Source organism: Streptomyces sp. NPDC051976 (assembly GCF_040680795.1).
Lineage (GTDB): Bacteria > Actinomycetota > Actinomycetes > Streptomycetales > Streptomycetaceae > Actinacidiphila.
The window spans coordinates 61,106-86,844 of the sequence record NZ_JBFAXL010000006.1 but is presented as its reverse complement, the minus strand read 5'-3'; the positions used below and the strand labels follow the sequence as shown (position 1 = coordinate 86,844).

The 25,739-nt window shown below is 71.1% G+C and carries 18 protein-coding genes; 9 read left to right on the top strand and 9 right to left on the bottom strand.

The features are described from left to right. Window positions 1-38 precede the first annotated feature (38 nt). The 4 genes from AB0M29_RS09135 to AB0M29_RS09120 all read right to left on the bottom strand — a co-directional run bounded on the left by AB0M29_RS09135 (window position 39) and on the right by AB0M29_RS09120 (window position 8,674). On the bottom strand, window positions 39-2,174 hold the full coding sequence (locus AB0M29_RS09135) for a beta-galactosidase (protein WP_365381194.1): 2,136 nt from the start codon (window positions 2,172-2,174) through the stop codon (window positions 39-41). A gap of 94 nt (window positions 2,175-2,268) precedes the next feature. Next, window positions 2,269-4,080: a cellulase family glycosylhydrolase gene (locus AB0M29_RS09130; RefSeq protein WP_365381191.1), complete on the bottom strand. Its 1,812-nt coding sequence runs from the start codon at window positions 4,078-4,080 to the stop codon at window positions 2,269-2,271. Between the two features lie 77 nt (window positions 4,081-4,157). Continuing rightward, window positions 4,158-5,663, bottom strand: coding sequence for a glycoside hydrolase family 43 protein (locus tag AB0M29_RS09125; RefSeq protein WP_365381188.1), 1,506 nt, complete (start codon window positions 5,661-5,663; stop codon window positions 4,158-4,160). Between the two features lie 146 nt (window positions 5,664-5,809). Then, on the bottom strand, window positions 5,810-8,674 hold the full coding sequence (locus AB0M29_RS09120; RefSeq protein ID WP_365381185.1) for a glycoside hydrolase family 3 C-terminal domain-containing protein: 2,865 nt from the start codon (window positions 8,672-8,674) through the stop codon (window positions 5,810-5,812). Window positions 8,675-9,018: 344 nt separating this feature from the next. Here AB0M29_RS09120 and AB0M29_RS09115 point away from each other — a divergent pair, with 344 nt between their 5' ends. The 4 genes from AB0M29_RS09115 to AB0M29_RS09100 all read left to right on the top strand — a co-directional run bounded on the left by AB0M29_RS09115 (window position 9,019) and on the right by AB0M29_RS09100 (window position 13,811). Continuing rightward, window positions 9,019-10,701, top strand: a complete 1,683-nt coding sequence (locus AB0M29_RS09115) for a Tat pathway signal sequence domain protein (protein WP_365381182.1) — start codon at window positions 9,019-9,021, stop codon at window positions 10,699-10,701. A gap of 55 nt (window positions 10,702-10,756) precedes the next feature. Continuing rightward, a complete protein-coding gene (locus tag AB0M29_RS09110) occupies window positions 10,757-11,764 on the top strand; it encodes an ABC transporter permease subunit (RefSeq protein WP_365381180.1) in 1,008 nt (335 codons plus the stop codon). Continuing rightward, the gene (locus AB0M29_RS09105) at window positions 11,761-12,714 is read left to right on the top strand and encodes a carbohydrate ABC transporter permease (protein ID WP_365381177.1); all 954 of its coding nucleotides are present in this window, start codon (window positions 11,761-11,763) and stop codon (window positions 12,712-12,714) included. Before AB0M29_RS09110 ends, AB0M29_RS09105 begins: the two co-directional genes overlap by 4 nt. An 89-nt stretch (window positions 12,715-12,803) precedes the next feature. Beyond that, complete coding sequence (locus tag AB0M29_RS09100) at window positions 12,804-13,811, top strand: LacI family DNA-binding transcriptional regulator (RefSeq protein ID WP_365381174.1); 1,008 nt, start codon at window positions 12,804-12,806, stop codon at window positions 13,809-13,811. 23 nt (window positions 13,812-13,834) lie between these two features. Here AB0M29_RS09100 and AB0M29_RS09095 read toward each other — a convergent pair whose 3' ends face one another. Both AB0M29_RS09095 and AB0M29_RS09090 read right to left on the bottom strand, forming a co-directional pair. After that, window positions 13,835-14,116 (bottom strand): hypothetical protein, encoded by a 282-nt coding sequence (locus AB0M29_RS09095; RefSeq protein WP_365381571.1) that lies wholly within the window; start codon window positions 14,114-14,116, stop codon window positions 13,835-13,837. 47 nt (window positions 14,117-14,163) lie between these two features. After that, window positions 14,164-14,979 carry a phytanoyl-CoA dioxygenase family protein gene (locus AB0M29_RS09090; RefSeq protein WP_365381171.1) on the bottom strand — a complete coding sequence of 272 codons (816 nt, stop codon included), beginning with the start codon at window positions 14,977-14,979 and terminating at the stop codon, window positions 14,164-14,166. A gap of 92 nt (window positions 14,980-15,071) precedes the next feature. Between AB0M29_RS09090 and AB0M29_RS09085 the strand changes: the two genes are divergently transcribed. Further along, window positions 15,072-15,899: a helix-turn-helix transcriptional regulator gene (locus AB0M29_RS09085; RefSeq protein WP_365381169.1), complete on the top strand. Its 828-nt coding sequence runs from the start codon at window positions 15,072-15,074 to the stop codon at window positions 15,897-15,899. 12 nt (window positions 15,900-15,911) lie between these two features. Here AB0M29_RS09085 and AB0M29_RS09080 read toward each other — a convergent pair whose 3' ends face one another. Beyond that, entirely contained in the window at window positions 15,912-16,970 is a 1,059-nt protein-coding gene (locus tag AB0M29_RS09080; RefSeq protein ID WP_365381166.1) for a substrate-binding domain-containing protein, read from the bottom strand. A gap of 331 nt (window positions 16,971-17,301) precedes the next feature. On the opposite strand from AB0M29_RS09080, the gene AB0M29_RS09075 reads away from it, so the two are divergent. Beyond that, window positions 17,302-18,291, top strand: coding sequence for an acetylxylan esterase (locus tag AB0M29_RS09075; RefSeq protein ID WP_365381164.1), 990 nt, complete (start codon window positions 17,302-17,304; stop codon window positions 18,289-18,291). A gap of 12 nt (window positions 18,292-18,303) precedes the next feature. Next, window positions 18,304-20,622 (top strand): alpha-xylosidase, encoded by a 2,319-nt coding sequence (yicI, locus tag AB0M29_RS09070; RefSeq protein ID WP_365381161.1) that lies wholly within the window; start codon window positions 18,304-18,306, stop codon window positions 20,620-20,622. Here the strand turns inward: yicI and AB0M29_RS09065 are convergent. Both AB0M29_RS09065 and AB0M29_RS09060 read right to left on the bottom strand, forming a co-directional pair. Then, window positions 20,574-22,307, bottom strand: coding sequence for a trehalase family glycosidase (locus tag AB0M29_RS09065; protein WP_365381159.1), 1,734 nt, complete (start codon window positions 22,305-22,307; stop codon window positions 20,574-20,576). The two genes, yicI and AB0M29_RS09065, sit on opposite strands and share 49 nt — an antisense overlap. Window positions 22,308-22,338: 31 nt before the next feature. Continuing rightward, a complete protein-coding gene (locus AB0M29_RS09060) occupies window positions 22,339-23,592 on the bottom strand; it encodes an extracellular solute-binding protein (RefSeq protein WP_365381157.1) in 1,254 nt (417 codons plus the stop codon). A 209-nt stretch (window positions 23,593-23,801) separates the two neighbouring features. Here AB0M29_RS09060 and AB0M29_RS09055 point away from each other — a divergent pair, with 209 nt between their 5' ends. Beyond that, on the top strand, window positions 23,802-24,824 hold the full coding sequence (locus AB0M29_RS09055) for a LacI family DNA-binding transcriptional regulator (protein ID WP_365381154.1): 1,023 nt from the start codon (window positions 23,802-23,804) through the stop codon (window positions 24,822-24,824). A gap of 183 nt (window positions 24,825-25,007) precedes the next feature. Next, window positions 25,008-25,721, top strand: a complete 714-nt coding sequence (locus AB0M29_RS09050) for a FadR/GntR family transcriptional regulator (protein WP_365381151.1) — start codon at window positions 25,008-25,010, stop codon at window positions 25,719-25,721. The last annotated feature ends 18 nt before the right edge of the window (window positions 25,722-25,739 follow it).

The window sequence follows — 25,739 nt, the reverse complement described above, 5'->3', positions numbered from 1 at the left end:
CGTCAGCGGCCCGCCCCCACGTACGGGCCGCTGACGGGTCATCGCACGGCCGTGAAGACGCGCACGTCCCACGGGCCGAGCGGGACAGGGGCCCCCGCCGGTACCGTCGCCTTCGCCGTGTCCGGCCCGGCGTCGAGGATGTCCAGCAGCGCGCACGGGGCGACGGCGGCGGCCGGTTCCCAGCTCCAGTTGTGCAGGATGTGGACGCGGCGTCCGTCCGGAGCGGTGCCGGTCAGAGCGGTGGCCGAGCCGGGCAGGTGCTGCCAGCCGCTGCACGGCTCCGGGACGAGCCAGGCGACCAGGGCACGGGTCGCGTCCCCGTTCGGAACGGTGCCGACACAGGTCACCCGGCCGCGCCCGTGGGCGCGGCTGGTCACCGCCGGCCAGCGGCCGAAGTGCGGGTGCCGGTACTCCGCCAGCACCTCGGCGTCGGACGGCGTCAGCGCGTCGACCCAGCGCGTGGCACGGGCCTCGGCGGGCAGCTCCAGCGGTCCGCCGCCGGCGGCGTGCAGGGGCAGCTCGCCGGAGAGGTTGCTGAACTCCTCGTAGCGGACGCCGGCCGCGGCGGTCAGCCGGGCCGGGGCCGGCTCGGTCCTCGCCCGCGCCTCGGCGTCCGCGTAGCCGGTACGCGGTCCGAGCACCAGGTGGCCGCCGGCTCCGGCATAGGCGGCGAGCCAGTCCAGGATGCCGTCGTCGGCGGCATAGAGGCCGGTGGCGATCAGGACCGGGTGGCGCCGCGCGGCAAGTTCGGGGCTCGGGCCCGCGGCCGGGTCGGCGGGGTCGTGCAGTTGACGGGCGTGCAGGATCCGCACCTGACGCCCCGATTCGACCGCGCCCCGGTAGAAGGGGTCGAACAGCCCCTGGTACGAGCCGCCGTCCGGGCTGCCGTCCGCGGTGGCCAGCGGGGGGTACTTCTGCATCAGCCACTCGCTCGGCAGCGAGTACACCATGGCGATGTCGGAGTCCGGCTCGAGCCCGGCGACCGCTTCCCCGGCCGTCGCGAACTCCGCTCCCAGACGCGCGATCTCGGCGTAGGCACGGCCGGGGCGGCCGCTGTGCGGCAGCACGCCTCCCCAGTAGGTCTCGGCGCCGAAGTGCAGGGTGTGCCAGTGCCAGTACTCCACCATGCGCGCGCCGCGGGCGACCAGCGCCCAGGCCGCCTGGCGCCACTGCCCGTCGTAGGGCGGGTGGTTGTCGTACGTACCGCCGATGGCCTGGGCGTTGGTCTCCGTGACGAGGAAGGGCTCCTGGCGTGAGGAGTAGATGCGGTCCGCGCTCCGGAGCAGCCCCCACACGCCGCTCGCCATCCAGGCGTGCGGCGGCCGGTCCGCGGCGGCGGGCAGGGCCAGGGCGTCCTGCACTTCGTAGTACGGGTTGCCGGCCGTCACGTCCAGGCTGTCCGTCAACCGGTCGTCGTCCAGGGCCGGGAGGCCGTAGGCGAGGCAGGTGGTGACGAACTGGTCCGGGAGGGCGTACTCGCGGGTGATATCGGCCTGCCAGGCGATGAACTCGGTGGTCTGCCGGGCCTGGAAGGCGCGCCAGGCCACGTCGTACTGCGGCTGGGCGTTCCCCTCGGGGGTCCACAGGTCGGCCCAGGTCGACAGCCGGTGCGACCAGTGGACCAGCCCCCACTCGCGGTTGAGCGTCTCGACGTCGCCGTAGCGGGCGCGCAGGTCGTCGGCGAAGCGCTGGAAGACACCGCGGTTGTGCGGCAGCCGGCAGCCGGGCTCGTTGTCGACCTGGTAGCCGATGACGGCCGGGTGACCGGCGTAGCGGGCGAGGACGCGCCGGACCACGCGCTCGGCGTGGAAGCGGAAGGCGGGGTGGCTGACGTCCATTTCCTGGCGGGCGCCCCAGCCCGCGCGGCGGCCGGCGGCGTCCTCGGCGGCGATCTCCGGATACAGCCGGGCCAGCCATGGCGGCACGGCGTAGGTGGGAGTGCCCAGCACCACGCGGATGCCGCGGGCATGAGCGCCGTCCAAGGTCGGCTGCAGCCAGTCGAGGTCGAAGCGGCCGTTCTCGGGTTCCCAGGTGGACCAGACCGACTCGCCGACGCGGATGACAGTGAAGCCCGCCTCGGCCATGAGGTCGAGATCGGCCTCGACGCGGTCCATGCGGTGGTACTCGGGGTAGTAGGCGGCGCCGAACAGCACGCGTGGTGGCAGTGCGGTCATCGTGTGGCCTCCGGGCCGGGGAGTTCGAGGGGCGGGGAGGGGCCGGTGCGGAGCCAGGGGAGTGGCTCCGCACCGGGTGGGGCGGTGGGTCGGCTCAGGAAGCGGAGCCGGTGACCGCCGTGCCATCGCGGGTGACGTGGTACGTGAGGGTCGTGCCGCTCCAGAAGTGGAAGGTCAGCGTGACCGGTGCGCCGTCCGCGAGGTGGGTGAGCAGGTCGGGCTGGAGAGTGATGGCGTTGTGGGGGTAGTCCGGCGAGAAGGCCGTGTTGAACGCCTGATAGGTGTTCCAGGTGATGCCGCCCGCGGCGCTGCCGTCGGCGTACGTGGATTCCATGGTGGCGAGCTCGTCACCGTTGAACCGCGTGGGCACGGTCAGCCCGTCGGTGGTCCCGGTGGCGTTCGCCTGGACCGGCGGCGCGGAGACGATCAGCCGGATCTGCCAGGGCTGTCCGGCCGAGAACGTGGCCTCCAGCGTCGCCGCGGTGCCGTAGCCGTGGCCCTTGGTGAGCCGCTCGACGGTGGTCGCGGCCAGTGTGAGTTTGTCGCCCGCCACGGTGTAGTCGTGTCCGGCGCGCAGCCTTTCGCCGTTCACCCGCAGCGACCGGAAGCGGAGGCCGTTGGTGTTCAGGGTGAGCGTCCGGTCGGTCACCGGCGTGCCGGCCGGGACGTAGAGCTCATCGGTGGAGGCGGTGCCGGAGCGGGTGGTCCAGCTCGACTTGATCCACGAGAACAGCGCGGGGTCGCGCCAGGTGAGCGTCTCCCGGTCGAGGTAGGAGTACGGGTCCCACAGCGCGGTGGTCACCCCGGCGACCCGTGCGTGGTAGGCCAGATCCTCGTAGTACTTGAGCGCCTCGCCGCGCTCGACCGTGGCCGGATGGGTGTAGTCCGGGTAGCTCAGCAGCCCGTCCTCGCCCATGTACACCGGGATGCCCTTGGCGACGAAGGTGTCGTGCGCGGCCGTGAACACCGTGTCCATGTCCTTGCGCGACGTGCTGTCGTACGTGGTGCCGCCGGCGACGTTCACGCTGAACGGCCAGTAGCCGTAGTAGTGGATGGTGGCGACGAGGTTGGCGTCGTGCAGGGAGTCCATCTCGGCGGACAGGTCGTCCATCAGCGGCTGGGTTCCGGTACAGCCCTGGGTGGGCAGGATCAGCAGCCGTTTGGCGTTGCGGCCGCCGGAGGCACGTACGACGGTGTGGAAGGCGGTGTTGATCTCGTTCATCAGCTGGGTCTTCTGGGCGTCGCCGGTGGCGCCGGTGAAGCTCGGCTCGTTGACGCTCTCGAACAGCAGCTTGCGCGGCTCGTCGCGGAAGGCGCTCGCGATCTGGGTCCAGGTCGCCTTGAAGCGGTCCAGGACGCCGTCGTGGTCGGTGGGTATCGCGGCGATCCACTGCCAGGAGTCGTGATGGACGTTCAGGTCCACGTAGAGTCCGTCCTGGATGGCCCAGTCGACGACCTGCTTGACCCGCGCCATGTACGTGGCGTCGATGGTGTAGGGGGCCGTGGCCGACTGGTGGTCGCTCCAGGTGACCGGGATGCGGACGCTCCGGAAGCCCTGCTTCCTGACGGCGTCGAACGTGGCCTTGGTGGTGAGCGGGTTGCCCCAGGAGGTCTCGTCGGGGATGGCGTCCAGGGTGTTGCCCAGGTTCCAGCTCGGCTGCATGGCCGCGACGACCGCCATGCGGTCGCTTCCGGCGGAGCCCGCGGAGCCCGCGGAGCCCGCGGATACGGTGGGCCGCTCGGGTGCCGCGAACGCGGTGCCGCCCCAGGCGAGTTGGCTTGTCGCGGCCAGCCCGAGCAGCAGACCGACGGTCTGCCGCATCCGGCGGGAGCGCGGGGTGCCGGGCTCGGCCCGGCGGTCGTGGTGGCGTTGTCCGGGCCCAGTGGTGCGCGGTGTCTCGTGCAACGTGCTGTCCCTTCGGGCGGGTGGGGGGTGGGAACCGCTGCGTCAGGCCGTGGCCGCGGACAGCGGAGCTGGTGGTGTCACCGGGAGGCGGGTATGTAGTCGAACCAGTCGAAGCGGACGGTGCCCGAGGCGGCGTAGAGGCCGACGACGCGGCCGGTGAAGCCGCCGGCGACCTCGGTGGAGAGGTAGCGCCCGTCCAGCGAGGCCAGTTCCGTGGCGGCCCCGTCCGGGGTCTCGACACCGAAGACGAGGGAGTCGGGGCCGGTGCGCGCGTCGTGCGGCTCGGGTGCCGCGGCGGTGCGCACCGACAGCACCAACGGCCCTGCGGGGACGGTGGTTTCGGCGGCCAGGACGCGCAGCGGCCCGATCCGGGCGATCACCTGGACCTGCCCGTCCGCGCTGACCTCGACGCCGTAGTGGTGCCGCTCGTCCAGCCGCACGGCCAGGCCGCCGCTGCCCTCGGCGGGGTCGACCAGGGTCCGCGCCTCGAAGGCGAGGTGCTGCTGGCGGCGTCCCACGAAGACCGCGTCGGGCGCGTCGAGTGAGCCGCCGCGGGCCCGCAGGGTGAGCCAGCCGTCGCGCTCCTGGGTGTCGACCAGTTCGGCCGGTCGGTCGTGCAGCGAGATCCAGTACGGCCGCAGCCCGCCCGACCCGAAGTCGTCGCGGGACGGTTCCGGCTCGCCCGGTCCCGGCGCCCAGGGCAGCTCCGGCAGTTCGGGACCGACCTCGCCGATCACGGGCCAGCCGTCGTCCCAGGTGACCGGGGCGAGGAAGGTCTCGCGCCCGAGGACGTGCCAGCCGGGCGTGCCGCCCTGCGGCCGGACGGCGAGCAGCACCATCCACCAGCTTCCGTCCGGTGCCTGGACCAGGTCGGCGTGGCCGGTGTTCTGGACGGGCCGGTTCGTACCGCGGTGGGTGAGGACCGGATTGGCCGGGCACGGCTCGAACGGGCCGCTGGGCGAAGGGCCGCGGGCGATGGAGACGGCGTGGCCGCGCTCGGTGCCGCCTTCGGCGACCATCAGGTACCAGTTGCCGCCGATCCGGTAGAGGTGCGGCGCCTCGGGGGCCGCGGCGCCGGGCGTCCCGGACCAGACGGGGTACGGCTCACCGATGGTCTCGCCGGTACGGGGGTCGAAGCGCACCTGGGCGACGCCGGCGACGGTGCACCAGCAGTTGCCCTCCTCGTCCCAGGCGAGGTCCGGGTCGATTCCGGGGACGCCGGGGGCGGGCACGGGTTCCGACCAGGGGCCGGCCGGGTCCGTCGCGGTGTACACCAGGTTGCCGCCGCCGCTGACATTGGTGACGATCAGCCAGAACAGCCCGTCGTGATGGCGCAGGGTGGGCGCGTACAGGCCGCCGGAGGACAGGGTGCCCGCCGGGAGGTTCAGCTGGCTGGGCCGGTCGAGGGCGTTGCCGATCTGGGTCCAGTTCACCAGGTCGCGGCTGTGGAAGAGGGGGATGCCGGGGAAGTACTCGAAGCTGGAGCAGGCGAGGAAGTAGTCCTCGCCCACCCGGCAGATGCTGGGGTCCGGGTGGAAGCCGGGGATGACCGGGTTGGCCGCGGTGGCCGGGTGGTTGGACACGGTGGACGTCCTAGGGCAGAGAGGTCTTGGGGGACCGGAGCGACGTAGGCGCGGGCGGCGCCGGGCACACACGCCGATGGCGGTGCGGGCTGTGCGTGGGGCGGCGGCCGCGCTTCGACTCGGCAGGAGCGCGGCCGCCGCCGGTCTCAGGGGGCGAAGGCCAGCGTGGTCAGCCGCTGCTCCCCGACGAGCACGACCCGGAGGTCGTGGACGCCCTCCGGCGGCTCGGCGAGGGCGGACGTCACCCTCGTCCAGGCGTAGCGGTCCCCGGTGGAGGGGATGGTGAAGGCCGCCAGCAGGCGCTCTCCCGTCCAGAGTTCGAGCATGGCCGGGCCGGAAGCGCGGCGGGAGACCTCGGCCGTGACGGTGTACGCGCCGCTGAGGTCGAGGGAGCGGAAGAGCAGTTCGCCCCGGTTGCCGTCGGGCGTGACCGCGTCACCGGCGGTGCGGGTGGCGTCGGTCAGGACGACGCCGTGGTGGTCGTCGAAGTCGACGGCACGCAGCGGGCGGCCGAGTACCTGGCGGGCCCTGGGAGCCGGGCCGGTGACGGTCAGCTGGGCGCTGCCGACCGGCTCCGCCGCGGACCTGGCGACCAGCAGGTCGTAGGGTCCGGGGTCGACGGCGAACCGGCCCGTTGTCACGTCCCAGTGGCTGAGCGCGTCGGCGATCGGGAGCCGGAACTCCAGCTCGGCTGTCCGGCCGGCGCCCAACCGCAGCTTCCGGAAGGCGATCAGCCTCAGCAGCGGTGCCTGGTACCGGGCGCCGAGGGCCCTGGCGTACAGCTGTACGGTCTCCACGCCCGCGCGCGTGCCGCTGTTGGCCACGGTCACGGTCGCGGCGATCTCCCCGTCCTGGCCCAGCTCGCTCGCGGCGGTCTTGAGTTCGCCGTACGCGAAGGAGGTGTAGGAGAGCCCGTGGCCGAAGGGGTAGAGCGGGGCCGCCTGGTGGTACTGGTACGTCCAGCCGGCCTTGATGATGTCGTAGTCGAGGCGGCCGGGCAGTTCATCGTCGCCGCGGTACCAGGTCTGGGGCAGGCGGCCGGAGGCGTCGGCCTCGCCGCGCAGCACCCGCGCCAGGGCGCGCCCCGTCTCCTGGCCGCCGTGCGAGGTCCACAGGACGGCGGGCAGATGGGCGTCGGCCCAGTCCACGGCGTAGGGATAGCTGGACATCACGACCAGGACGGTGTCCGGCCGTGCGGCGGCGACCGCGCGCAGCAGCCGATCCTGGGCGGGGGGCAGCCGTAGCCCGGCCCGGTCCTGGGTCTCGCGGCCGTTGATGTGCGGGTCGTTGCCGAGGACGACCACGGCGACGTCGGCGGCCCGGGCCGCGGCGACCGCGGCGGCGACGCCGTCGCGGACCACGGCCCGGGTGAACCGGGTCGCCCGGTCGGCGCTCCCGGCGGTCATGGTGATGACGCCGGAGTCCGGGTCGGACTGTGCCCAGCGGCCGGTGAGGGCGCTGCGCAGCAGTTCGGCGCCGCCCTCGGCGGGGTCGAGATGGAAGGTCTCGTGGACGGCCCACTCGCCGGGCTGGGCGCGGTCGGCGGCGACGCTCTGGTCCTCGTCGCGCAGCGAGGCGTGCCGGCCGGTGGCCGCCGAGCGCAGCGTGAGAACGCCCAGGTCCCAGTCGAAGACGTCGAACTGGACGGTCGCGTCCTCGTTCCGCGCGTCCGTCAGGGCCAGCAGGCCCTCCGGGCCGACGGCGGCGAGCGCGCGGCCGTCGGCGGTGCGCAGCACGATCCGGTCCGCACCCTCGACGCCCTCGGTACCGAGTCCGTCGGCGACCGTGATCCGGTACGGGTGCGTGCCGCTGTACCAGTCCTCGTACAGCGTGCGGGCCAGCGGTCCGACGACGGCCACGCTGCGCTCGGCGGCCAGCGGCAGCACGCCGTCGTTCTTGAGCAGCACGACCGACTCCGTGGCGGCCCGCAGCGCCAGCCGCTGGTGAGCCGGGGAGTTGACGACCTTCCACGAGGTGTCGGCGTAGGGGTCGCGCTCGGGGTCGAACTCGCCGAGGCGGAAGCGTATCGACAACTGGCGGCGGACGGCGCGGTCCACGTCCTCCATGGCGAGCATCCCGCGCTCGAGTGCCGCGCTGATGCGCTGGAACGTGGTCCGCGTGTCCGTGTCGTTGTCGGTGAAGGAGTCGATGCCCGCCCTGAGGGCCGCGGCGTGGGATTCGGCGTGGTCGTCGAAGTAGTGCTCGGGATCGACCAGGTTGGAGGGAGCCTGCGCGTCGGAGACGACGAAGAGCTCGTGGCCGGTGGGCTCCGCCCAGCGGCGCAGCTCCTGCCCGAGCAGCGGGCTGACATGGCAGGGCCGACCGTTGACCAGGTTGTACGCCGCCATCACGCCGGTGGCGGCGCCGCTGGCGATGGCGAGCCGGAAGGTGGCCAGGTCGTACTCGTGCAGTACCCGGGGGCGCACGCCCGAGGAGGTGGTGCAGCGGTCGTCCTCGTTGTTGTAGGCGAGGAAGTGCTTGAGGATCGGCGCGGTGCGCAGGTATTCCGGGTGGTCGCCGGACATACCGCGGCAGAAGGCGTCGCCGAGGCGGGCGGAGAGCAGGGCGTCCTCGGAGTACCCCTCTTCGTTGCGGCCCCAGCGCGGGTCGCGCAGCAGGTTCACCACCGGGGCCCAGCCCTGGAGGCTGTTGCGGCCCGCTCCCGTCACCGGCGGCCTGTGGTGGTGGAAGGCGCGCTGTTCGACGGAGACCGCCTCGGCGACCTCGTGGACCAGGGCCTCGTCCCAGGTCGCGCCCAGGCCGACGGCCTGCGGGAAGGTGGTGGCCTCGCCCAGCCAGGCGACACCGTGCAGGGTCTCGGTACCGGTACGGAACTCCTCGACGCCGAGGCGGGGGATCGCCGGGGAGTACTGGTGCAGCATCGCGATCCGCTCCTCGGGCGTGAGCCGGGAGAGCAGGTCTTCGACCCGTTCGGCCAGCGGGAGCCCGGCATCGCGATAGGGCAGCGTGACGGCAGCGGTGCTCACAGGTGGTGGTCCCTTGCAGTTCATGGCAGACGGGGATCAGCGCCGGCGGACAGCGACGACGGCCGTCCCGCCGGGCGTTGAAGCCCTTCGACGCTGACATGGGGTCACAGGGGTGTCAAGAGAAAGTTTCCAAGAAACTTGCGCTCGGATTGGGCTTGAGTTTTCTGGAACACCCTCTTGTGCGCGGCCCGGAGGCGCCTTTAACCTCTCGGCAACATTGAAGCGCTTCGAAGGCTCCGCATGAACGAAACAACTCCCGGCGGGCTTGTGCCTCCCTCTGGTGAAGCCGCTCGTGCGCGCCTTCCGCACCGTCGCTCATCCCCACAAGACGCTCGACATGGAACCTCAACGGCGAAGGGCCGCCCACCATGAGCAACGCAATGAACCGCAGAGCCTTCGTGAACGGCGCAGTCGCCGTGGCAGGGGCCGCCGCGCTGTCCCCGCTGCTGTCCGCCTGCGGCGACGGGTCCTCCCGCAGCAAGGGCGGGACCAGCAGCAAGAGCGGCCTGTCCGCCGCGCTGCCGGCCTACCAGCCCGCGACCCCGGTCAAGCCGGACATCCCCTCGGTGGCGGGCGCGGCAGGGGCGTTCACCGACCCCGGGTTCCTCACCTACCCGGCACACCAGGTGAGCACGGTCTCGGGCACGCCCGGCAGGGGCGGCAGCTACACGGCCGTCACCCCCTTGTGGGGTTCGATACCGGCGGCCAACAACGCGTACGCCAAGGCCGTCAACAAGGCCCTGGGCGTCGACCTCACGATCAAGCCGGCCAACGGCAACGACTACGCGACCGTCGTCCCGACGATGACCGCGTCGAGGAAGCTGCCCGACTGGATCCAGATGCCCACCTGGTGGAACTCCAACTTCAACGTGGGTGAACTGGCCGGAACCCAACTCGCCGACCTGACGCCCTATCTGGCCGGGGACAAGATCAAGAAGTACCCCAACCTGGCCGCGCTCCCCACGGCCGCCTGGGAGATCGGGGCCTGGGAGAACAAGCTCTACGGCATCCCCTGCTTCTCCACGGGCATGGCGCTCGCGGGCGCCCTCTACTACCGCGCCGACATCCTGGGCGCGAAGGGCATCACCGCCGACCAGGTCACGTCCGCCGACGACCTGTGGAACCTCGGCAAGGAGCTGACCAACGCGAAGGCGGGCGTCTGGGCCTTCGACGACGTGTGGACGTATCTGTCCCCGGCCTGGAACCTCCCGCCCGCGTGGATCGATGACAACGGCAAGTTGACGCATGTGTGGGAGTCGCCGCAGATTCTGGAGGCGCTGGACTGGCACTACCGGCTCGCCAAGGCCGGCTATGTGCACCCTGACGCCCTGGCCGGCAACACCAACGCGGGCAACACCCGCTTCTACTCGGGCAAGGTGCTGATCCAGGGCGGAGGCACGAGCGGATTCAGCCTCAGCGACTACCAGTCCGGCACGGCGGCCGACCCCCACTACCACCGCCTCGCCTTCGACGTCATCGCCGCCGACGGCAAGTCCAAGCCGCAGATCTTCCTGGGGTCGGCGACCAGCATCGTCAGCTACCTCAACGCCAGGCTCAGCGCGGCCCAGATCGAGGAACTGCTCTCCGTCGCCAACTACCTGGCGGCGCCTTACGGCTCGGTCGAGTACACCCTGCTCACCTACGGGGTCGAGGGTGTCCACTACACCATGAAGAACGGTGTGCCCACCTACACCGACGCGGGCAAGAAGACCGCCCAGCAGCAGACCTACCCGTTCCTGGCAGCAGGCCCGCAGGTGAACAGCAACCCCGGCGCGGACCAGGTCACCAAGGACAGCGCCGCCTGGGCGGCCCGCACCGTGCGGCACGTCTACAAGCCGCTGTTCTACGGCATGAACATCACCGTGCCGCAGCGCCTGGCCACCGCGAACACCGGGCAAGCGGTGACGGACGCCATCAAGGACGTCGTCCACGGCCTGAAGAAGGTGTCCGACTACCAGGCCGTCGTCTCCTCGTGGAGGTCCAACGGGGGCGACCAGTTGAGGAACTGGTTCCAGACGGAGGTTCTGGCGAAGCACGGCACCGGCCAGTAGCAGACGACGGTGCGGCGGGCCGCGGCCGACGGCCCCCGCGCAGCGAGGAGGAACGGTGGCCGTCACATTCACCACCAAGGCGAAGAAGATCCGCAGATCGGGTTCCCGCAGCGACGTCCCCCCGAAGGCGCGGCCCCAGCGGGACCGCGGCCAGGGAATGCCCTGGCGGGCGCGGCTGCGCCGCGACCGGTCGCTGATCATCATGACCGTCCCGGCGGTCGTACTGCTCCTGGTGTTCAACTACCTGCCGCTGTTCGGGCTGATCACCGCGTTCGAGTACTACGACCCTCTGGTCGGCGTGCTCCACAGCGACTGGGCCGGACTCGACCAGTTCCGGATGCTCTTCCACGACCCGGTGTTCTGGGAGGCGTTGCGCAACACCCTGTGGCTGAGCTTCGTCCAGCTGATCCTCTTCTTCCCGGTGCCGATCGCGCTGGCACTGATGCTCAACTCGGTGATGAACGAACGGCTGCGGAACTTCGTCCAGTCGGTGGTGTACCTTCCGCACTTCTTCTCCTGGGTGCTGGCCATCACCGTCTTCCAGCAGATGCTGGGCGGGGCAGGAGTGCTCAACCACTTCCTGACCCGGCACGACATGGGGCCCTGGAACATCATGACCGACCCGCACACGTTCTCCCTGCTGATCAGCTCGGAGTCGGTCTGGAAGGAAGCCGGCTGGGGCATCATCGTCTTCCTCGCGGCGCTGTCCGCCATCGACCAGAGCCTCTACGAGGCGGCGGCGGTGGACGGTGCCCGGCGCTGGCGCCGGATGTGGCACATCACCCTCCCCGGCATGCGCGGTGTCATCGTCTTGATGCTGGTACTTCGGCTGGGCAACGCGCTCAGCGTCGGTTTCGAGCAGTTCCTGATCCAGCGCAACGCCGTCGGCCACGACACCGCGGACGTACTGGACACCTTCTCCTTCTACTACGGCATCGCCACCAACAACTACAGCTACGGCGCCGCCGCCGGTCTCTTCAAGAGCGTCATCTCGCTCCTGCTGATCTGGGGCGCCAACAAGCTCGCGCACACCTTCGGCGAGGACGGGTTGTACCGCAAATGAGCCAGACGCTGACACCCACGCACAACGGCCTTCCCCTCCGTCCGGACCGTCACCGGAGCCGCCCCGTATGGGAGGAGCCGCCCACCGTCGCGGGGCAGACGATCAAAGGCGGAGTGCTGTTCCTGGTGCTCGCCGCGGTCCTGGTGCCGCTGTGGATCATCGTCCTGACCAGCTTCTCCACGCCGGGCGCCATCAATCGGGCCGGGGGTCTGGTGGTGTGGCCGGACGGGTTCACGCTGGACGCCTACCGCGAGATGCTCACCGACGGACCGGTCACCCGTGCCATCATGGTCAGCCTCGCCGTCACCGTCGTGGGGACACTGCTCTCCCTGGCCGTCTCGGTGCTGGCCGCCTACGGTCTGTCCCGCTCCCGGTCGGTCGGCCACCGCACCATCTTGATGACGCTCGTCGTCACCATGTTCGTGAGCGGCGGCCTCATCCCGACCTACCTCGTGGTCACGGGCCTTGGCGGATACGGCAAGTACTGGGCGCTGATCCTTCCCAGCGCGGTGTCCGTCTTCAACATCCTGGTGCTCAGGGCCTTCTACTCCGGTACCGCCGCCGACCTGATCGACGCCGCCCGGATGGACGGCGCGGGGGAGTGGCGCATCCTGTGGTCCGTGGTCCTGCCCACCTCACGGGCGGTCACCGCGGTCGTGGCGCTGTTCTACGCCGTCGGCTACTGGAACTCGTTCTTCAACGTGATGCTCTACATGCCGACCGACAGCACCAAGTGGCCGCTGCAGTACGTACTGCTGCAGTACGTCAACGCCGGTATGAACATCCCCGGCACCTCGAACGGCGGCTTCGGCTCGGTCCACTCGCAGATCGCACCGCTCTCGCTGCAGATGGCGGTGGTGGTGCTGACCCTGGTGCCCATCCTGCTCGTCTACCCGTTCATGCAGAAGCACTTCAAGACGGGCATGCTCACCGGCGCCATCAAGGGGTGACCCCACGCGCGCGGCCCGTGGGCGACAGCGGGGCCGACGAACGAAACACAGCGGGAAACAGAGCGGGAAGCAGAGAGGGAACCACCGGCATGGTGACACTGGCCGAGGTGGCCAAGGCCGCAGGCGTCTCGCCGAGCACGGTGAGCTATGTGCTCAGCGGCAAGCGGGTGATCTCCGGACCCACCCGGGAACGGGTGGAGAAGGCGATCAGCGAACTCGGCTACCACCCCCACGCCGGCGCCAGGGCGCTGGCCGGGAAGCGGTCGCACATCATCGCGCTGGTGGTCCCGCTGCGCACGGACGTCTATGTGCCGGTCATGATGGAGATCGCCATCGCGGTCACCACGGCGGCCCGCCAGTTCGGCTACGACGTCCTGCTGCTCACGAACGACGAAGGCCCCGACGGGGTGCGCCGGGTGGCCAGGAGCGGTCTGGCCGACGGTGTGATCCTGATGGACGTCCAGCTCGACGACCCGCGGGTCGCCGTTCTGCGGGAGACCGGAGCCCAGGCCGCACTGATCGGTCTGCCCGACGACCCACGCGGACTCGCCTGCGTCGACCACGACTTCGCGAGGGCGGGCGCGCTGTGTGCGGAGCACCTTGCCGGGCTCGGCCACCGGGAGGTGGCCTTCATCGGCTACGCGCCGGCCGTCTACGAGCGGCACGCCGGCTATGCCGAGCGGACGCTGGACGGATTCCGGACGGCTGCCCGGGACCTCGGGCTGTCCGCGCTGCAGCGCCCCTGCGAGGGCACGTACGAGTCCACGGCGGGCACTTTGGCGCGCATCCTGGCCGACCGGCCGGGGACGACCGGTTTCGTGGTCCAGAACGAGGGGGCGCTCGGCCCGCTGCTGTCCCTGCTGCGGACCTCGGGGCGCGTGGTGCCCGAGGACGCGTCGGTGGTGGCGCTCTGCCCGGAGCCGCTGGCGGAGCAGTACTCACCCCGGCTCACGGCCGTCACCGGCCCGGCGAGAGAACTCGGCTCCCGGGCGGTGGAACTGGTGGTGTCCCGGCTCGACGGCCGGGAGACCGAGGAGGTGACCCTCCTCACCCCGGTGCTGACGCCCCGGGAGAGTTCCGGCCCGGCGCGGCAGTAGGGCTGCCGTGCCGGACCGGGGCGTCAGCGCGTGTCCGCGCCGATGTCGACGAGCCGTTCGAAGAGGAACTCGTGCTTGAGGAAGGAGACGTCGTACTCATGACCAGGAGAAGGCGGGATCAGCTGCGCTGCCTGGATCAGCCGCCAGCCGTCGCGGAGCGCCGCCGTGCCCGACTCGTACGGCGGCTCGTCGCCGTCGCCCGTGGTCGGGTGGGTGCGACCGGTGCCGTCGTACCGTGACCAGCCGACGACCCAGGAGTCCAGGGCGGAGGTGGCCAGGTACAGCACCAGCACCTGCTGCCGCAGCACCGGCCCACGTTCGGCCGGCGGGGCTGTGCCTGTCGCTTCCACGGTCATACGGCGGCCCCCTCGGGACGGTTGGAGACCCTGGTCACCCAGTGGTCGAGGTCGAAGCCGGGGTCACCGGTCAGTTCGCGCCACAGCAGGACGCGGTTGTACCGCTCCAGCCGTCCCGTGGCCTGCTCGTACCAGGGGAACCCCTGGTCGAGCTCGGTGCGCACCCGGGGATCGCCCAGATCCGAGGTGTCCCACAGGAGGCGCTGACGCACCGTCGGGTTGAAGCGGATCTTGAACATGTAGCGGGTCGTGTCGCTGTCGTTGCGCCGGCCCCCGTGCCAGAGGCCGTGGTGCAGAAACACCACGGTGCCGGCCGGGCAGACCAGCCGGTCCTGACCGCGCAGGTTCTGGTAGCGACCGGTGTCGGACTCGTTGATCCGCCGCAGGTGGCTGCCGGGCAGGCTGAGCGTGCCGCCCATCTCCAGCGACACTTCTTGGGGGTAGTACATGAGTTGCACGTCGAAGGCGTCCGGCCGGACGTCGATGATGGCGTCCGCGTGCAGCGGCTGGGCGTCGCCGCCGTGCGCTTCGCGGGTGTGCACGGCGTGGTGGTCCACGGTCGGCTCCGGACCCACCAGGCTGTGCAGCGCGCCTGCCACCTGCGGCAGTTCCAGCAGCCTGCGGGCGAAGGAGCCCTCCGGGTAGCTCTCGGACACCGGTGTCCCGTACGGCACGTCGGCAAGCCCGCCCGCCAGCACCCGCAGTCCCTCGGCGTTCATGTCCGCCGGGACCACCGCGTCCAGCCGCAGCGAGCCGCGCGCCACGAAGCGCGCCATCTCCACCGAACTGAGCAGTGTTCTGATCTGTTCCATGACCGCCACGCTAGGCCGCGGCCGACGGGCGGCGCGTGGGCGTCGTTCACCCTCCACTGGTCGATTTTCACCACACATCCTGCCGAGGCACCATGACCGAACTCCCGCCCCCGCACACGGCTCTCGTCCTTCTGGACACGCCCCCCGTCCCCGTCGCCATCGGCATCGGTGTGCACGGCCTCGGCGGGCACACCGACGAGTTCCGGCTGCCGGACCTGTGGCAGTTCCATCTCTACGGCTACGAAGCCGACCTGACGGTGGACGATGCCGCGTTCACCGTCCGGCCCGGCAGCGTCAGCCTCGTGCCGCCCGGCGCGAGCGTGCGCTACCGCTACCGGGGCCGCTCCGAGCATCTCTACGTCCACCTGCGGATGGCCTCGGGCGGCGCCGTGCGCAGCGTGCCCACCGTCCAGCACGCGGGGCCCGAACGCGCCGCGCTCACCGCCCAGTTGCAGCAGGCGCTGGCCGCGTGGCCGCACGCCCCGGCGAGGGCGGCGGCCGAGGTGTGGTCCGCGCTGTGGCGGGTGGCCCAGCTCGGCCCGTCCGGGGAGCGCAGTGCGCGGACCATCCACCCGGCGGTGGCGGCGGCGGTGGCCGCGATCGAGGCACGGTTGGCGGAGCCGCTGGCCGTGGCGGACATCGCGAAGGCGGCAGGTGTCTCGCACAACCATCTGACCCGGCTGTTCCGCGCCGCCACGGGGGAGACCGTGGTCGGCTACATCCGCGCCCGCCGGATGGAGCGCGCGCGGCACTTCCTGCGTGCCACCACGCTCTCCATCCCCGCTGTCGCCGCCTCCGTCGGCATCCCCGACCTCCAGGCGTTCAACAAGGCGTGCCGCCGCGAACTCGGGGCGTCCCCACGGGGCGTCCGCGCGGCGCAGACGGTCGCCGTCCGTCCCGGGGGCACCGGGGCGAGGTGACGACGACCGTGTTCAGCGCTTCGGGGGAGCCGTGCTCTCCCGGACCGTGAGCGTCGTGGCGATCTCCAGGCCGACCTGCGGCGCCAGCTCGCCGCGCCCCAGGGCGAGCGCGAGCTCGGTCGCGGTGGCGGCCATCTCTTTCAGCGGCTGCCGGACCGTGGTCAGCGGCGGAGCGAGCAGCGGCGCGACGGGCAGGTCGTCGAAGCCCACCACGCTCAGGTCCCGCGGGATCGACAGCCCGAGCTCCCGGGCGGCCTGGTAGACGCCGAGCGCCTGGAGGTCGGTCACGGCGAAGACGGCGGTGGGCCGGTCGGGGAGCGACAGCAGGTCGCGCGCCGCCGCGTGGCCGTCCTCGAAGGTGAGAGGGGCCCAGGGCTGCAACTCGGGCTCAGCGGTGATGCCGGCCTCGGCCAGGGCGGCACGGTAACCGGCCTTGCGGGCTGTGCAGAACAGGTGGTCGGGGCCGCTGATCAGCGCGATGCGGCGGTGCCCGAGTGCGAGCAGGTGGCGCACCGCCGCGTGGCCGCCGCGGAAGTTGGTGGCCCCGACGAAGGGGGTGTCGTCCGGCAGTTCGCTGATGGGGTCGTAGACCACGAACGGGACACCCCGCGCCGTCAGCCGCTCGCGCTCCGCCGACGTCAGCCGTTGCACCGACAGGTAGCGGTCCGGGCGGCCCCCAGGGGTGTCGTCGACGGGCTGAGACCGGCCCTGGTGCTGCCCGATGTCGAAAGCCGCCACCGCGACCCCGTGCCGCCGGGCCACTTCCTCGACCCCGCGCAGGATCTCCTCACCCCACATGTTCGCCAGCTCGTGGAAGACGAGTGCGACGAGATCGGCGCCGCTGTCGTCCGACTCGCCGTACCCGTGGTGGCTGAGCAGCTCCTCGATGCAGGCACGGGTCCGCTCCGACACACTCGGGTGGCCTCCCGGCGCCGACGGTGCGGAGGGGATCGGGTTCCGTGCGGCGTCGGCGACGTACGCGATCGTGACCGAGGTCAGCCCGTCGTCCTGCGCGGCCCTCTCCTCGGCCGCCGACTCGTCCGGTGTCCCGTCCGTTGCCTGGTGTGCCATGTTCGCTCTCCCGCTCCATGGCGGCTCGTCGAGTTCGCCATCGTGGGGCGGGCCTTGTCCAGGAGTCGGCCCAGCCCGCCTGACGGGGTCATTCTGGCACCCTTCGCCGTCACGCCGGAGGGGCATGGGCGGGCCGACCGTTCGGCGCCGGTGCCCAGGCCGTGCGGGCCGTTGACCAGGGTGAGAATCGACCAGCAGAGGGTGAACGCGGCCCACGGCCGGCACCGCTGATGCGGCTAGCGTGACGGTCATGGGGGCCAGTCGGGCGCGTACGGCCGTCCGCTCTCCATCGCCCCCCGTCCCGCCCCTCGCGCCCTCCGGAGGAACCCCTGTGCCGCTGACAGACTTCGGCCTCGAGGAACTCGTCGGCTACCGGCCGGAGCCGACCGCGCCGCACGACTTCGACGCGTTCTGGCAGCGCACCCTCGAGGAAGCTCGCTCCCACGCGGTCGCGGTGAAGGCCGAGGACGTCACGGGCCGCTTCCGGCTGCACACCGTCGAGGTGGAGGACGTCCGCTTCCCCGGCTGGAACGGCGAGCCGGTGGCCGCCTGGCTGGTGCGCCCGCGCGTCACCGAGGGCCCGCTGCCCGTCGTCGTGACCTACCTCGGCTACAGCGGCGGCCGCGGCCTGCCCACCGAGCACCTGCTCTGGTCCGCCGCCGGGTACGCCCAGCTGGTCGTCGACAGCCGCGGCCAGGGACACGACACCCCGGACCTGAGCGCGGGAGCGGGGACCCAGTGGGCCGGAGGCTTCATGACCCGCGGCATCGAGACTCCCGAAACGTACTACTACCGCCGCCTGATCACCGACTGCGTACGTGCGGTCGACGCTGTCACGGACCTTCCCGGACTCGATGCCGGCAGGGTGGTGGTGGCGGGTGGCAGTCAGGGCGGCGGACTGGCCGTCGCCGTGGCCGGACTCCTGGGGGACCGGGTGGCGGCGGCGCTGCCCGACGTGCCCTTCCTGTGCCAGTTCCGCCGCGCGGCCCAGATCAGCGGTGACGGGCCCTACCAGGAACTCGCCAAGTACCTGCGATGGCACAGCCGCCACCGCGTGGAGCCGACCTTCGCGACCCTCGACTACTTCGACGGCGTCCACTTCGCACAGCGCGCCACTGCGCCGGCCCTGTTCAGCGTCGGCCTGATGGACCCGGTCTGCCCGCCCTCCACGGTCTACGCCGCCTTCAACCACTACGCCGGCGAGGACCGCACCATGACCGTCTGGCCCTTCGCCGACCACGGAGGCGGCTACGGCTCCCAGCCTCCGGTCCGACTCGCATGGCTCGCGGAACGCGGGATCACGCACCACGCACGAACGTGAGGAACCTGCCTGATGAAGTTCACCGACGGCTACTGGCTGATGCGCCCCGGCTGTACCGCGCGCTACGCCGCCGAGGTCGCGGACGTCCGGGCCGACGAGCACCGGCTGACGCTCTACGCGCCCGTGCAGCACGTGACCGGCCGTGGCGGCACGCTCAACAGCCCGCTGCTGACCGTCGAATGCTGGTCGCCTGCCGAGGGCGTCATCGGTGTGCGCACCACCCACCACGCCGGATCGGTGGGCCGCGGGCCGCAGTTCGCGCTGTCCGGTGCGGGGGAGGGCGCCGGTAAGGTGCACCGGCACGGCGAGGTCGTGGAACTCAGCTCCGGTGAGCTGACGCTGCGGGTGGACACCTCCCAGCCGTGGCGGCTGGAGTTCACCGCCGACGGGCGGGTGCTGACGTCCGCGGGGGCGCGCGGCACCGGCTTCGTCACGGACGCCGACGGTAGGCACCACATGCTGGGACAGCTCTCCCTGGGTGTCGGCGAGCTGGTCTACGGTCTCGGCGAACGGTTCACCCCGTTCGTCAGGAACGGCCAGACGGTGGACATCTGGCAGGCCGACGGCGGCACCAGCAGTGAGCAGGCGTACAAGAACATTCCCTTCCACCTCACCAACCGGGGATACGGCGTCTTCGTCAACCACCCCGGCAAGGTCAGCTACGAGGTCGGCTCCGAGTCCGTAGGCCAGGTGCAGTTCAGCGTCGAGGACCAGTCGCTGGAGTACTTCGTCGTCCACGGCCCGACGCCGAAGGAGATCCTGTCCCGCTACACCGCGCTCACCGGGCGCCCCGCCCTGCCGCCGGCCTGGGCGCTGGGGCTGTGGCTGACGACGTCCTTCACCACCGACTACGACGAGGCCACCGTCAACAGCTTCGTCGACGGTATGGCCCAGCGCGGCATCCCGCTGAGCGTCTTCCACTTCGACTGCTTCTGGATGCGCGCGTACCAGTGGTCCGACTTCACATGGGACGCGGAGACCTTCCCCGACCCGGTGGGCATGCTGGCCCGGCTCAAGGAGCGTGGGCTGCGGGTCTGCGCGTGGATCAATCCCTACATCGCGCAGAAGTCGCACCTGTTCGAGGAAGGCTTGCGCGAGGGCTACCTGGTACGCCGCAGCGACGGCGGCGTATGGCAGTGGGACCTGTGGCAGCCCGGCATGGCGCTGGTCGACTTCACCAACCCCGCCGCGCGTGAGTGGTACGCCGGGCAGTTGCGGGTCCTGCTGGACCAGGGCGTGGACTGCTTCAAGACCGACTTCGGCGAGCGGATCCCCACGGACGTGGTCTGGCACGACGGTTCCGACCCGGAGCGGATGCACAACTACTACACCCACCTGTACAACCAGGCCGTCTTCGACCTGCTGCGCGAGGAGCGCGGCGAGGGCGAGGCCATGCTGTTCGCCCGCTCCGCCACGGCCGGCGGCCAGCAGTACCCGGTCCACTGGGGCGGCGACTGCGAGTCCCACTTCAACGCCATGGCCGAGTCGTTGCGTGGCGGCTTGTCCCTCGGGCTGTCCGGCTTCGGCTTCTGGAGCCACGACATCGGCGGCTTCGAGGGCACGCCCACCCCGACCGTCTTCAAGCGCTGGGTGCAGTTCGGCCTGCTCTCGTCCCACAGCCGCCTGCACGGCAGCAAGTCCTACCGCGTGCCGTGGGACTACGGCGAGGAGGCGGTGGAGGTCACCCGTGAGTTCACCCTCCTCAAGCACCGCCTCGCGCCGTACCTCCAGAGAGCGGCCCAGCAGGCGCACACCACCGGCCTCCCGGTGATGCGCGCCATGGTGCTGGAATTCCCCGACGACCCGGCCGCGGCCGTGCTCGACCGGCAGTACGTGCTCGGGGAGGACCTGCTGGTCGCCCCGGTGTTCACCGACGACGGCACCGTCGACTACTACGTCCCCGAGGGCACCTGGACCAACATCCTGACCGGCGACCGGGTCACCGGCCCCCGCTGGGTGCGGGAGCGGCACGGCTTCCACACGCTGCCGCTGCTCGCCCGCCCCGGCTCGGTCATCCCTTTCGCCGCCGACGACCAGCACCCCGTGTCGGCCTGGGCGGACGGCGTCGAGCTGCGGGTCCACGCCTTCCCCGACGGATGGGAACGCGACGTGGCGATCCCCAGCACCGACGGCCCGGGGGAGACCGCGCGCTTCCGGCTGCGCCGAGAGGGCGACTGGCTCCGGGTCGCCACCGACAGCCCCCACCCCTGGCGGCTCCGGATCGGCGGACCGGACGGCCCCCTCCACACCAGCCCCGCCGGCACCCCGGAGGCCGAATTCCCCTACCCGGCCACTCCTCGGCGGGCGCAGTCGTCGGCCAGCAGCAGATAACCGCTGGCGGTCCAGGTGTACGCGCGGTCCCGCAAGCCTTCTCCGCTGAGGGCGTCGAAGTTCTCGGCGAAGCCGGACTTCTCGCACAACGACCGGAAGCGCCGGCTGATGTCGTCCGCGAGGCCGGTGTGACCGGCGCGGCGCAGGCCGTCCTCGATGAGCACGGTGGGCGGAGCCCATATCGGGCCGCGCCAGTAGCCGTCGGGCTCGTAGTGCGGCGAGTCGGGGTGTTCGGTGGCCAGGCCGTACGGCGTGAGATGGGAGGCGATCCGCTCGGCGAGCCGGTCGCCGATCTCGCGCGGCAACCGCTCACCCAGCACGATCGGCATCAGGTCCAGCAGGCTGCGGCTCGCCCTGAGCCCGCCGCCGTGCGGGGAACCGGTGCGGAAGCCGTCGCCCGCCCACAGTTGCTCCACAAGGGATTCCTGGAGTGAGTCCGCGGTGCGCAGCCATTGCGCGGCCCCCTTCTTGTTCCCCAACAGCCGGGCAAGCTCCGCCAGTTCGGCCAGCTGGAGTACGAGGAAGGCGGCGAGGTCCGCGGTGAGCGTCACCCTGTGGGCATCGAAGGTGGTGGCGTTGTCCCAGCCGCTGTCGTTGCCGTGCTGGTAGTGGGGCAGTTTCTGGCCGGGCGCGATGCGAGCGGTGAGCCAGAAGTCCGTCCAGCGCGTCAACCGGGTGTAGACCTGGATGAGTTGGTGCGTCCCCAGCGGGCGGGGCAGGCGTTCGCGCATTCGGCGCAGGGCCCAGCCGTGGATGGGCGGTTTGACGAAGTTGTACAGGACCTCGGAATGGGTGACCGAGTCCGGCAGGGCGCCGGTCTCGTCCTGGTGGTCGAACGGGAGCTGGAACTGGTCCCAGGCCAGGTCCGGCAGGCCCGCCGCCAGCGCGAGGGCGTTGAAGCAGTGGTCCCAGCTCCACACCTTGTCCATCCAGTGCTTGGACATCAGGACGGCGGGACGGCGTACGAATCCGGCGGGACGCACAGTGGCCGACCACAGGACGTAGGCGGCGAGGTCCGCGGCCGGCGCATGGCCGGCCGTCCGCGGGGTCACCGCGTCGGCGAAGTCGCGGAACGCCCTGTGGTGCGATGCCGCCGCGGTGTCGAAGTCACCAGGAGCGGTGTAGGGCGGACGCGCGCTGTCCATCTCCTCGACGGCGGCTTCCCAGCCCTGCGCGCCGGACAGGACGACCCGGCGGTCGGCGCCCCCCAGGTCCTCCAGTCCAGCCGAGGTGGCGACCGCGCCTTCCAGAAGGGTGATCCGGTAGCGGCGGCCCGTCTCGTAGGAGGTGAAGTGGTAGGACCCGTCCACGGGGTCGCGGTAGAAGTACGTGCCGCTGAACGGCGTCAGTTCGGGGGTCGCGGGCGTGATCATCAGATCGAGGTCGCGCCCGCGCAGCCGGACGGTGTCAGCGCTCTCGTAGACCAGCTCGATCCGGCCGGCCTCCGCCTCCCAGATCAGTCGGGCCGGTGTGACGTTCCAATTGGTCTCTGCCCGCTCGCCGCCGGAGGTGTGGAGCGGCACGAAGCGCAGAACGGCATGCATGCCGTTCTGGTGGGAGACCAGATGCAGGTCCCGGGTGAGGCTGTGCTGGGCGATGACCGGGGAGATGTTGAACCATGATCCCTGGCGGCTGAACGGTATCTCCTCAATCGCGAAGGCGGAGCTGTCGGGGGAGACGGTCATCGGTGGGGGCTCGATCCTGACAAGTTAGGTACTACTTGGATGCGGCGGACTGCGCCGCGGACAGTGCGTCCGCCGGCGACTTCGCACCGGTCAGTGCCGCCTGCACGGCACCCCACAGTTGCTCCGAGATCCTGGGGTACTTGGTGCCCAGGTCGTCGCTGGTGCGTCCCTTGGCCCCGCGCACTGCCTGAACCCACACCTTCAACTCCGGGGCCGCGGCCACCTGCTGGTTCTGCACCGCGTCGGTCGGCGCCACATACGACAGGGTGGTGTCGGTCGCCAGCAGGTTCTCGGCGTCGGTCAGGCATGTCACGAGCTTTTCCGACGCCTTGTAGCGGCCGGTGTCCCGCTGCACCGGCACGGTCACGAACTCGCCACCGGTGGGAGCGGGGGCGGTACCACCGGAGGTCGCCGGGATCGGGATCGTGCCGTACGCGAAGCCGGCCTTCTTGGCGTTGGCCAGCTGCCAGGTGCCGTTCTCGGCGAAGGCGAAGTCGCCGGTGGCGAACTCCTGCCAGCTCGTGGTCTGCGTGTTGTTGATCACCGAGTTCGGCGCGTACCCCTGCTTCAGCCAGTCCTTCCACAGCGTGACGGCGGAGACCGCCTTCGCGGAGCCGAGATCGGTCAACTGGGCCCCGGCTCCCCAGAACCAGGGAAGGAACTGGAAACTGCCCTCCTCGGTACCGATCGCGGAGAAGGTGATGCCCTTCTTGCCCGCTGCCTTCACCTTGGCCAGCGCCGCGTTCAGCGTCGCCCAGTCCTTGATCGACGCAGGATCGACGCCGGCGGCCTTCAAGATCTTCGCGTTGTAGTAAAGGGCCAGCGTGTTGGAGCCGATGGGTGTGCCGTAGGTCTTGCCCCCGCTCTGACCCGCCGCCAGCAGGTTCGGCTCCGCCTGCGCGGTGTCGATCCCGTTCTCCTGGGTGCTGGTGAGCACCCCGCCGTCCGCCAGGGTGGACACGACGGGGTTGTCGACGATGAGCACGTCCGGAGCGCTGCCCTGCTGAGCGGCCAGCAGCGTCTTGTTGGTCAGATCGGTGGTGTCGAATGCCGTGCGCTTGACCTTCACCCCGGCCCGGGTGCCGCAGTCGGCCAGCAGTTTGGCCCAGGCCGAGGAGCCGTCGAACTGCGGGTACGGGTCCCAGACCGTGTACGTCCCTCCCGCCGCGGACGACGAGGACCCGTCGCCCGGGGAGGACGACGACCCGCACGCGGTGATCGCGCCGGCCGCCGTGACGGCGGCCAGCGATGCGACGGCGAGCCGCCGCCCTGCGGATCTGCTCATGGCACCTGCCCCTTGCGTTCGGTGATTTAGCGAATCGATTCGACAGCGAACGTAGGACGCTCACCCACACCCGTCAATAGTGCTGTACCCGCTTCTTGAGCTCCTCCGAGCCGGGCGCGGACACCCTCATACTGAGGATTCGTCCGTGCCGCGTCCGAATCGATTCGCAGGCGGTATGATCACGTCTGCGGATGTACTTAGGGAGCGGCATGAACATCGGTGAGATCGCGCGGCGAGCGGGAGTGTCGCGCAGCACGGTGTCGTACGCGCTCAGTGGCAAGCGCCCCGTCGCGGCCGGTACCCGTAAACGCATCCAGGACGTGATCGACGAACTCGGATATCGGCCCAACGCGACCGCGAGGGCGCTCAAGGAAGGCCGTACCCGCACGGTCGGCCTGGTCATCCCGCCTGCCGGCAACCGGCTCACCCACATGCAGCTGGACTTCGTCGCCAGCGTCGTCGACGCGGCCGCCCGCGCCGACCTGGACGTGCTGCTCTCCCCGTCCGGCGGCGACCACGACCGTTCTTTCGAACGGCTGGTGTCGGAGAGCCGCGTCGACGGAGTGATCCTCATGGAGATCCGGCTGGAGGACGCCCGCGTCGGCCGGCTCCAGGAGGCCGGACTGCCCTTCGTCGGTATCGGGCACACCGCCGGGGATCAGGCGATGTGCTGGATCGACATCGACTACGCCGGTCTCATCGGCCATACGGTCCGGCACCTCGCCGACCTCGGCCACCGCGAGATCGCGCTCATCACCCGTTCCCCGGAACTCGTCGCGGCGGGCTACGGCCCCGCGGTCAGGGCGCGGGAGGGATTCCTCGCGGCCGTCGGTGAGCGCGGTATGACGGGCCTCGAGGTGACGTGCGGGGACGACGCGCGCTCCGGCCAGGAAACCATCGAAGAACTCCTGCGGACGCATCCGGACCTCACCGCCGTCACCACCATCAACGAGGCCGCGCTGCCCGGCATCCAGCGGGCGCTCGCCGACGCCGGACTGACCGTGCCGCGGGACTTCTCCCTCACCGGTGTGGCGGCCCAGTTGTGGGCGGAGGACTTCCGTCCGCCGCTCACCGCGGCGGATGTGCCCGCTGTCGAGATGGGCGGGCAGGCGGTGGCCCTGCTGGTCGAGCGCATCGCCGCGCCGCTCACGCCGCCGCGCCACATCCTGCTCGCGCCACCGATCTCGCTGCGCTCCAGCACCGGCGCCGCCCCCGCGCACCGCCGGGCGTAGGCGACCCGCGTACCCGACCCGGCCACCGCTCCCGGTGGCCATGACATGGGATGAGTGGGCCCCGCTCCTCACGTCTCTTCCTCCAGCTCTTGGTGGGTTGCGCGGTGGGATGCGTAGATGAGGCACAGACATGGGATGTCCTGCTAGGCTCGCCTGGCACCTGCAGGGAGTGGGGATCGATCGATGTCGCTGACCGACAAAGCCATCGCACGTATCAGGGAGCTCATCCAGTCCGGTGAGCTGCTTCCCGGGGAGAAGCTGCCCCCGGAACAGCAGTTGGCCGCTGATCTCGGGCTCTCGCGCAACCTGATGCGCGAAGCGGTCAAGGCCCTGGTCGTCGCACGTGTTCTGGAGATCCGGCGGGGGGACGGCACCTATGTGACGAGCCTGGGTCCTGAGCTGCTGCTGGAGGGCCTCGGCGCGGCCGTGGAACTCCTGCGCGGCGACAAGCTGCTGGAACTGACCGAGGTCCGCAGGCTCTTCGAGCCGATCGCCACCGGACTGGCCGCCAGCAGGATCACCGAGGAGCACCTCGCCGAGATCAAGCACCACCTGGACGCGATGACCCTCGCCAGCGATGACATCGAACGGCTCAACGAGCACGACGCGGCCTTCCATCGCGCGGTGATCGCGGCCGCGGGGAACAGCACGCTGGCCACGCTGATCGAGGGCATCTCCAGTCCCACCTTGCGCGCCCGGATCTGGCGCGGTCTGGTCGACGACAACGCCGGGGATCGGACCATCGCGGAACACCGGGCGATCTACGACGCCTTGGCCGCCCGGGACAGTGCCCTGGCCGAAGCCGCGGCCCTGATCCACGTGAGTACGACCGAGCTGTGGCTGCGCGAGCACTTCGACCAGGAGGCAACCGGCACGGGCGGGCCCGCGAACGGCTAGTGCGGGGTGACGCCGCCG

Excerpts from the sequence above, each read along its gene's own strand:
- AB0M29_RS09060 (WP_365381157.1), bottom strand. The coding sequence starts at position 23,592 with ATGAGCAGATCCGCAGGGCGGCGGCTCGCCGTCGCATCGCTGGCCGCC.
- AB0M29_RS09120 (WP_365381185.1), bottom strand. The coding sequence starts at position 8,674 with ATGAACTGCAAGGGACCACCACCTGTGAGCACCGCTGCCGTCACGCTG.
- yicI (WP_365381161.1), top strand. The coding sequence starts at position 18,304 with ATGAAGTTCACCGACGGCTACTGGCTGATGCGCCCCGGCTGTACCGCG.
- AB0M29_RS09055 (WP_365381154.1), top strand. The coding sequence starts at position 23,802 with ATGAACATCGGTGAGATCGCGCGGCGAGCGGGAGTGTCGCGCAGCACG.
- AB0M29_RS09085 (WP_365381169.1), top strand. The coding sequence starts at position 15,072 with ATGACCGAACTCCCGCCCCCGCACACGGCTCTCGTCCTTCTGGACACG.
- AB0M29_RS09105 (WP_365381177.1), top strand. The coding sequence starts at position 11,761 with ATGAGCCAGACGCTGACACCCACGCACAACGGCCTTCCCCTCCGTCCG.
- AB0M29_RS09135 (WP_365381194.1), bottom strand. The coding sequence starts at position 2,174 with ATGACCGCACTGCCACCACGCGTGCTGTTCGGCGCCGCCTACTACCCC.
- AB0M29_RS09115 (WP_365381182.1), top strand. The coding sequence starts at position 9,019 with ATGAGCAACGCAATGAACCGCAGAGCCTTCGTGAACGGCGCAGTCGCC.
- AB0M29_RS09065 (WP_365381159.1), bottom strand. The coding sequence starts at position 22,307 with ATGACCGTCTCCCCCGACAGCTCCGCCTTCGCGATTGAGGAGATACCG.
- AB0M29_RS09050 (WP_365381151.1), top strand. The coding sequence starts at position 25,008 with ATGTCGCTGACCGACAAAGCCATCGCACGTATCAGGGAGCTCATCCAG.
- AB0M29_RS09090 (WP_365381171.1), bottom strand. The coding sequence starts at position 14,979 with ATGGAACAGATCAGAACACTGCTCAGTTCGGTGGAGATGGCGCGCTTC.
- AB0M29_RS09100 (WP_365381174.1), top strand. The coding sequence starts at position 12,804 with ATGGTGACACTGGCCGAGGTGGCCAAGGCCGCAGGCGTCTCGCCGAGC.
- AB0M29_RS09080 (WP_365381166.1), bottom strand. The coding sequence starts at position 16,970 with ATGGCACACCAGGCAACGGACGGGACACCGGACGAGTCGGCGGCCGAG.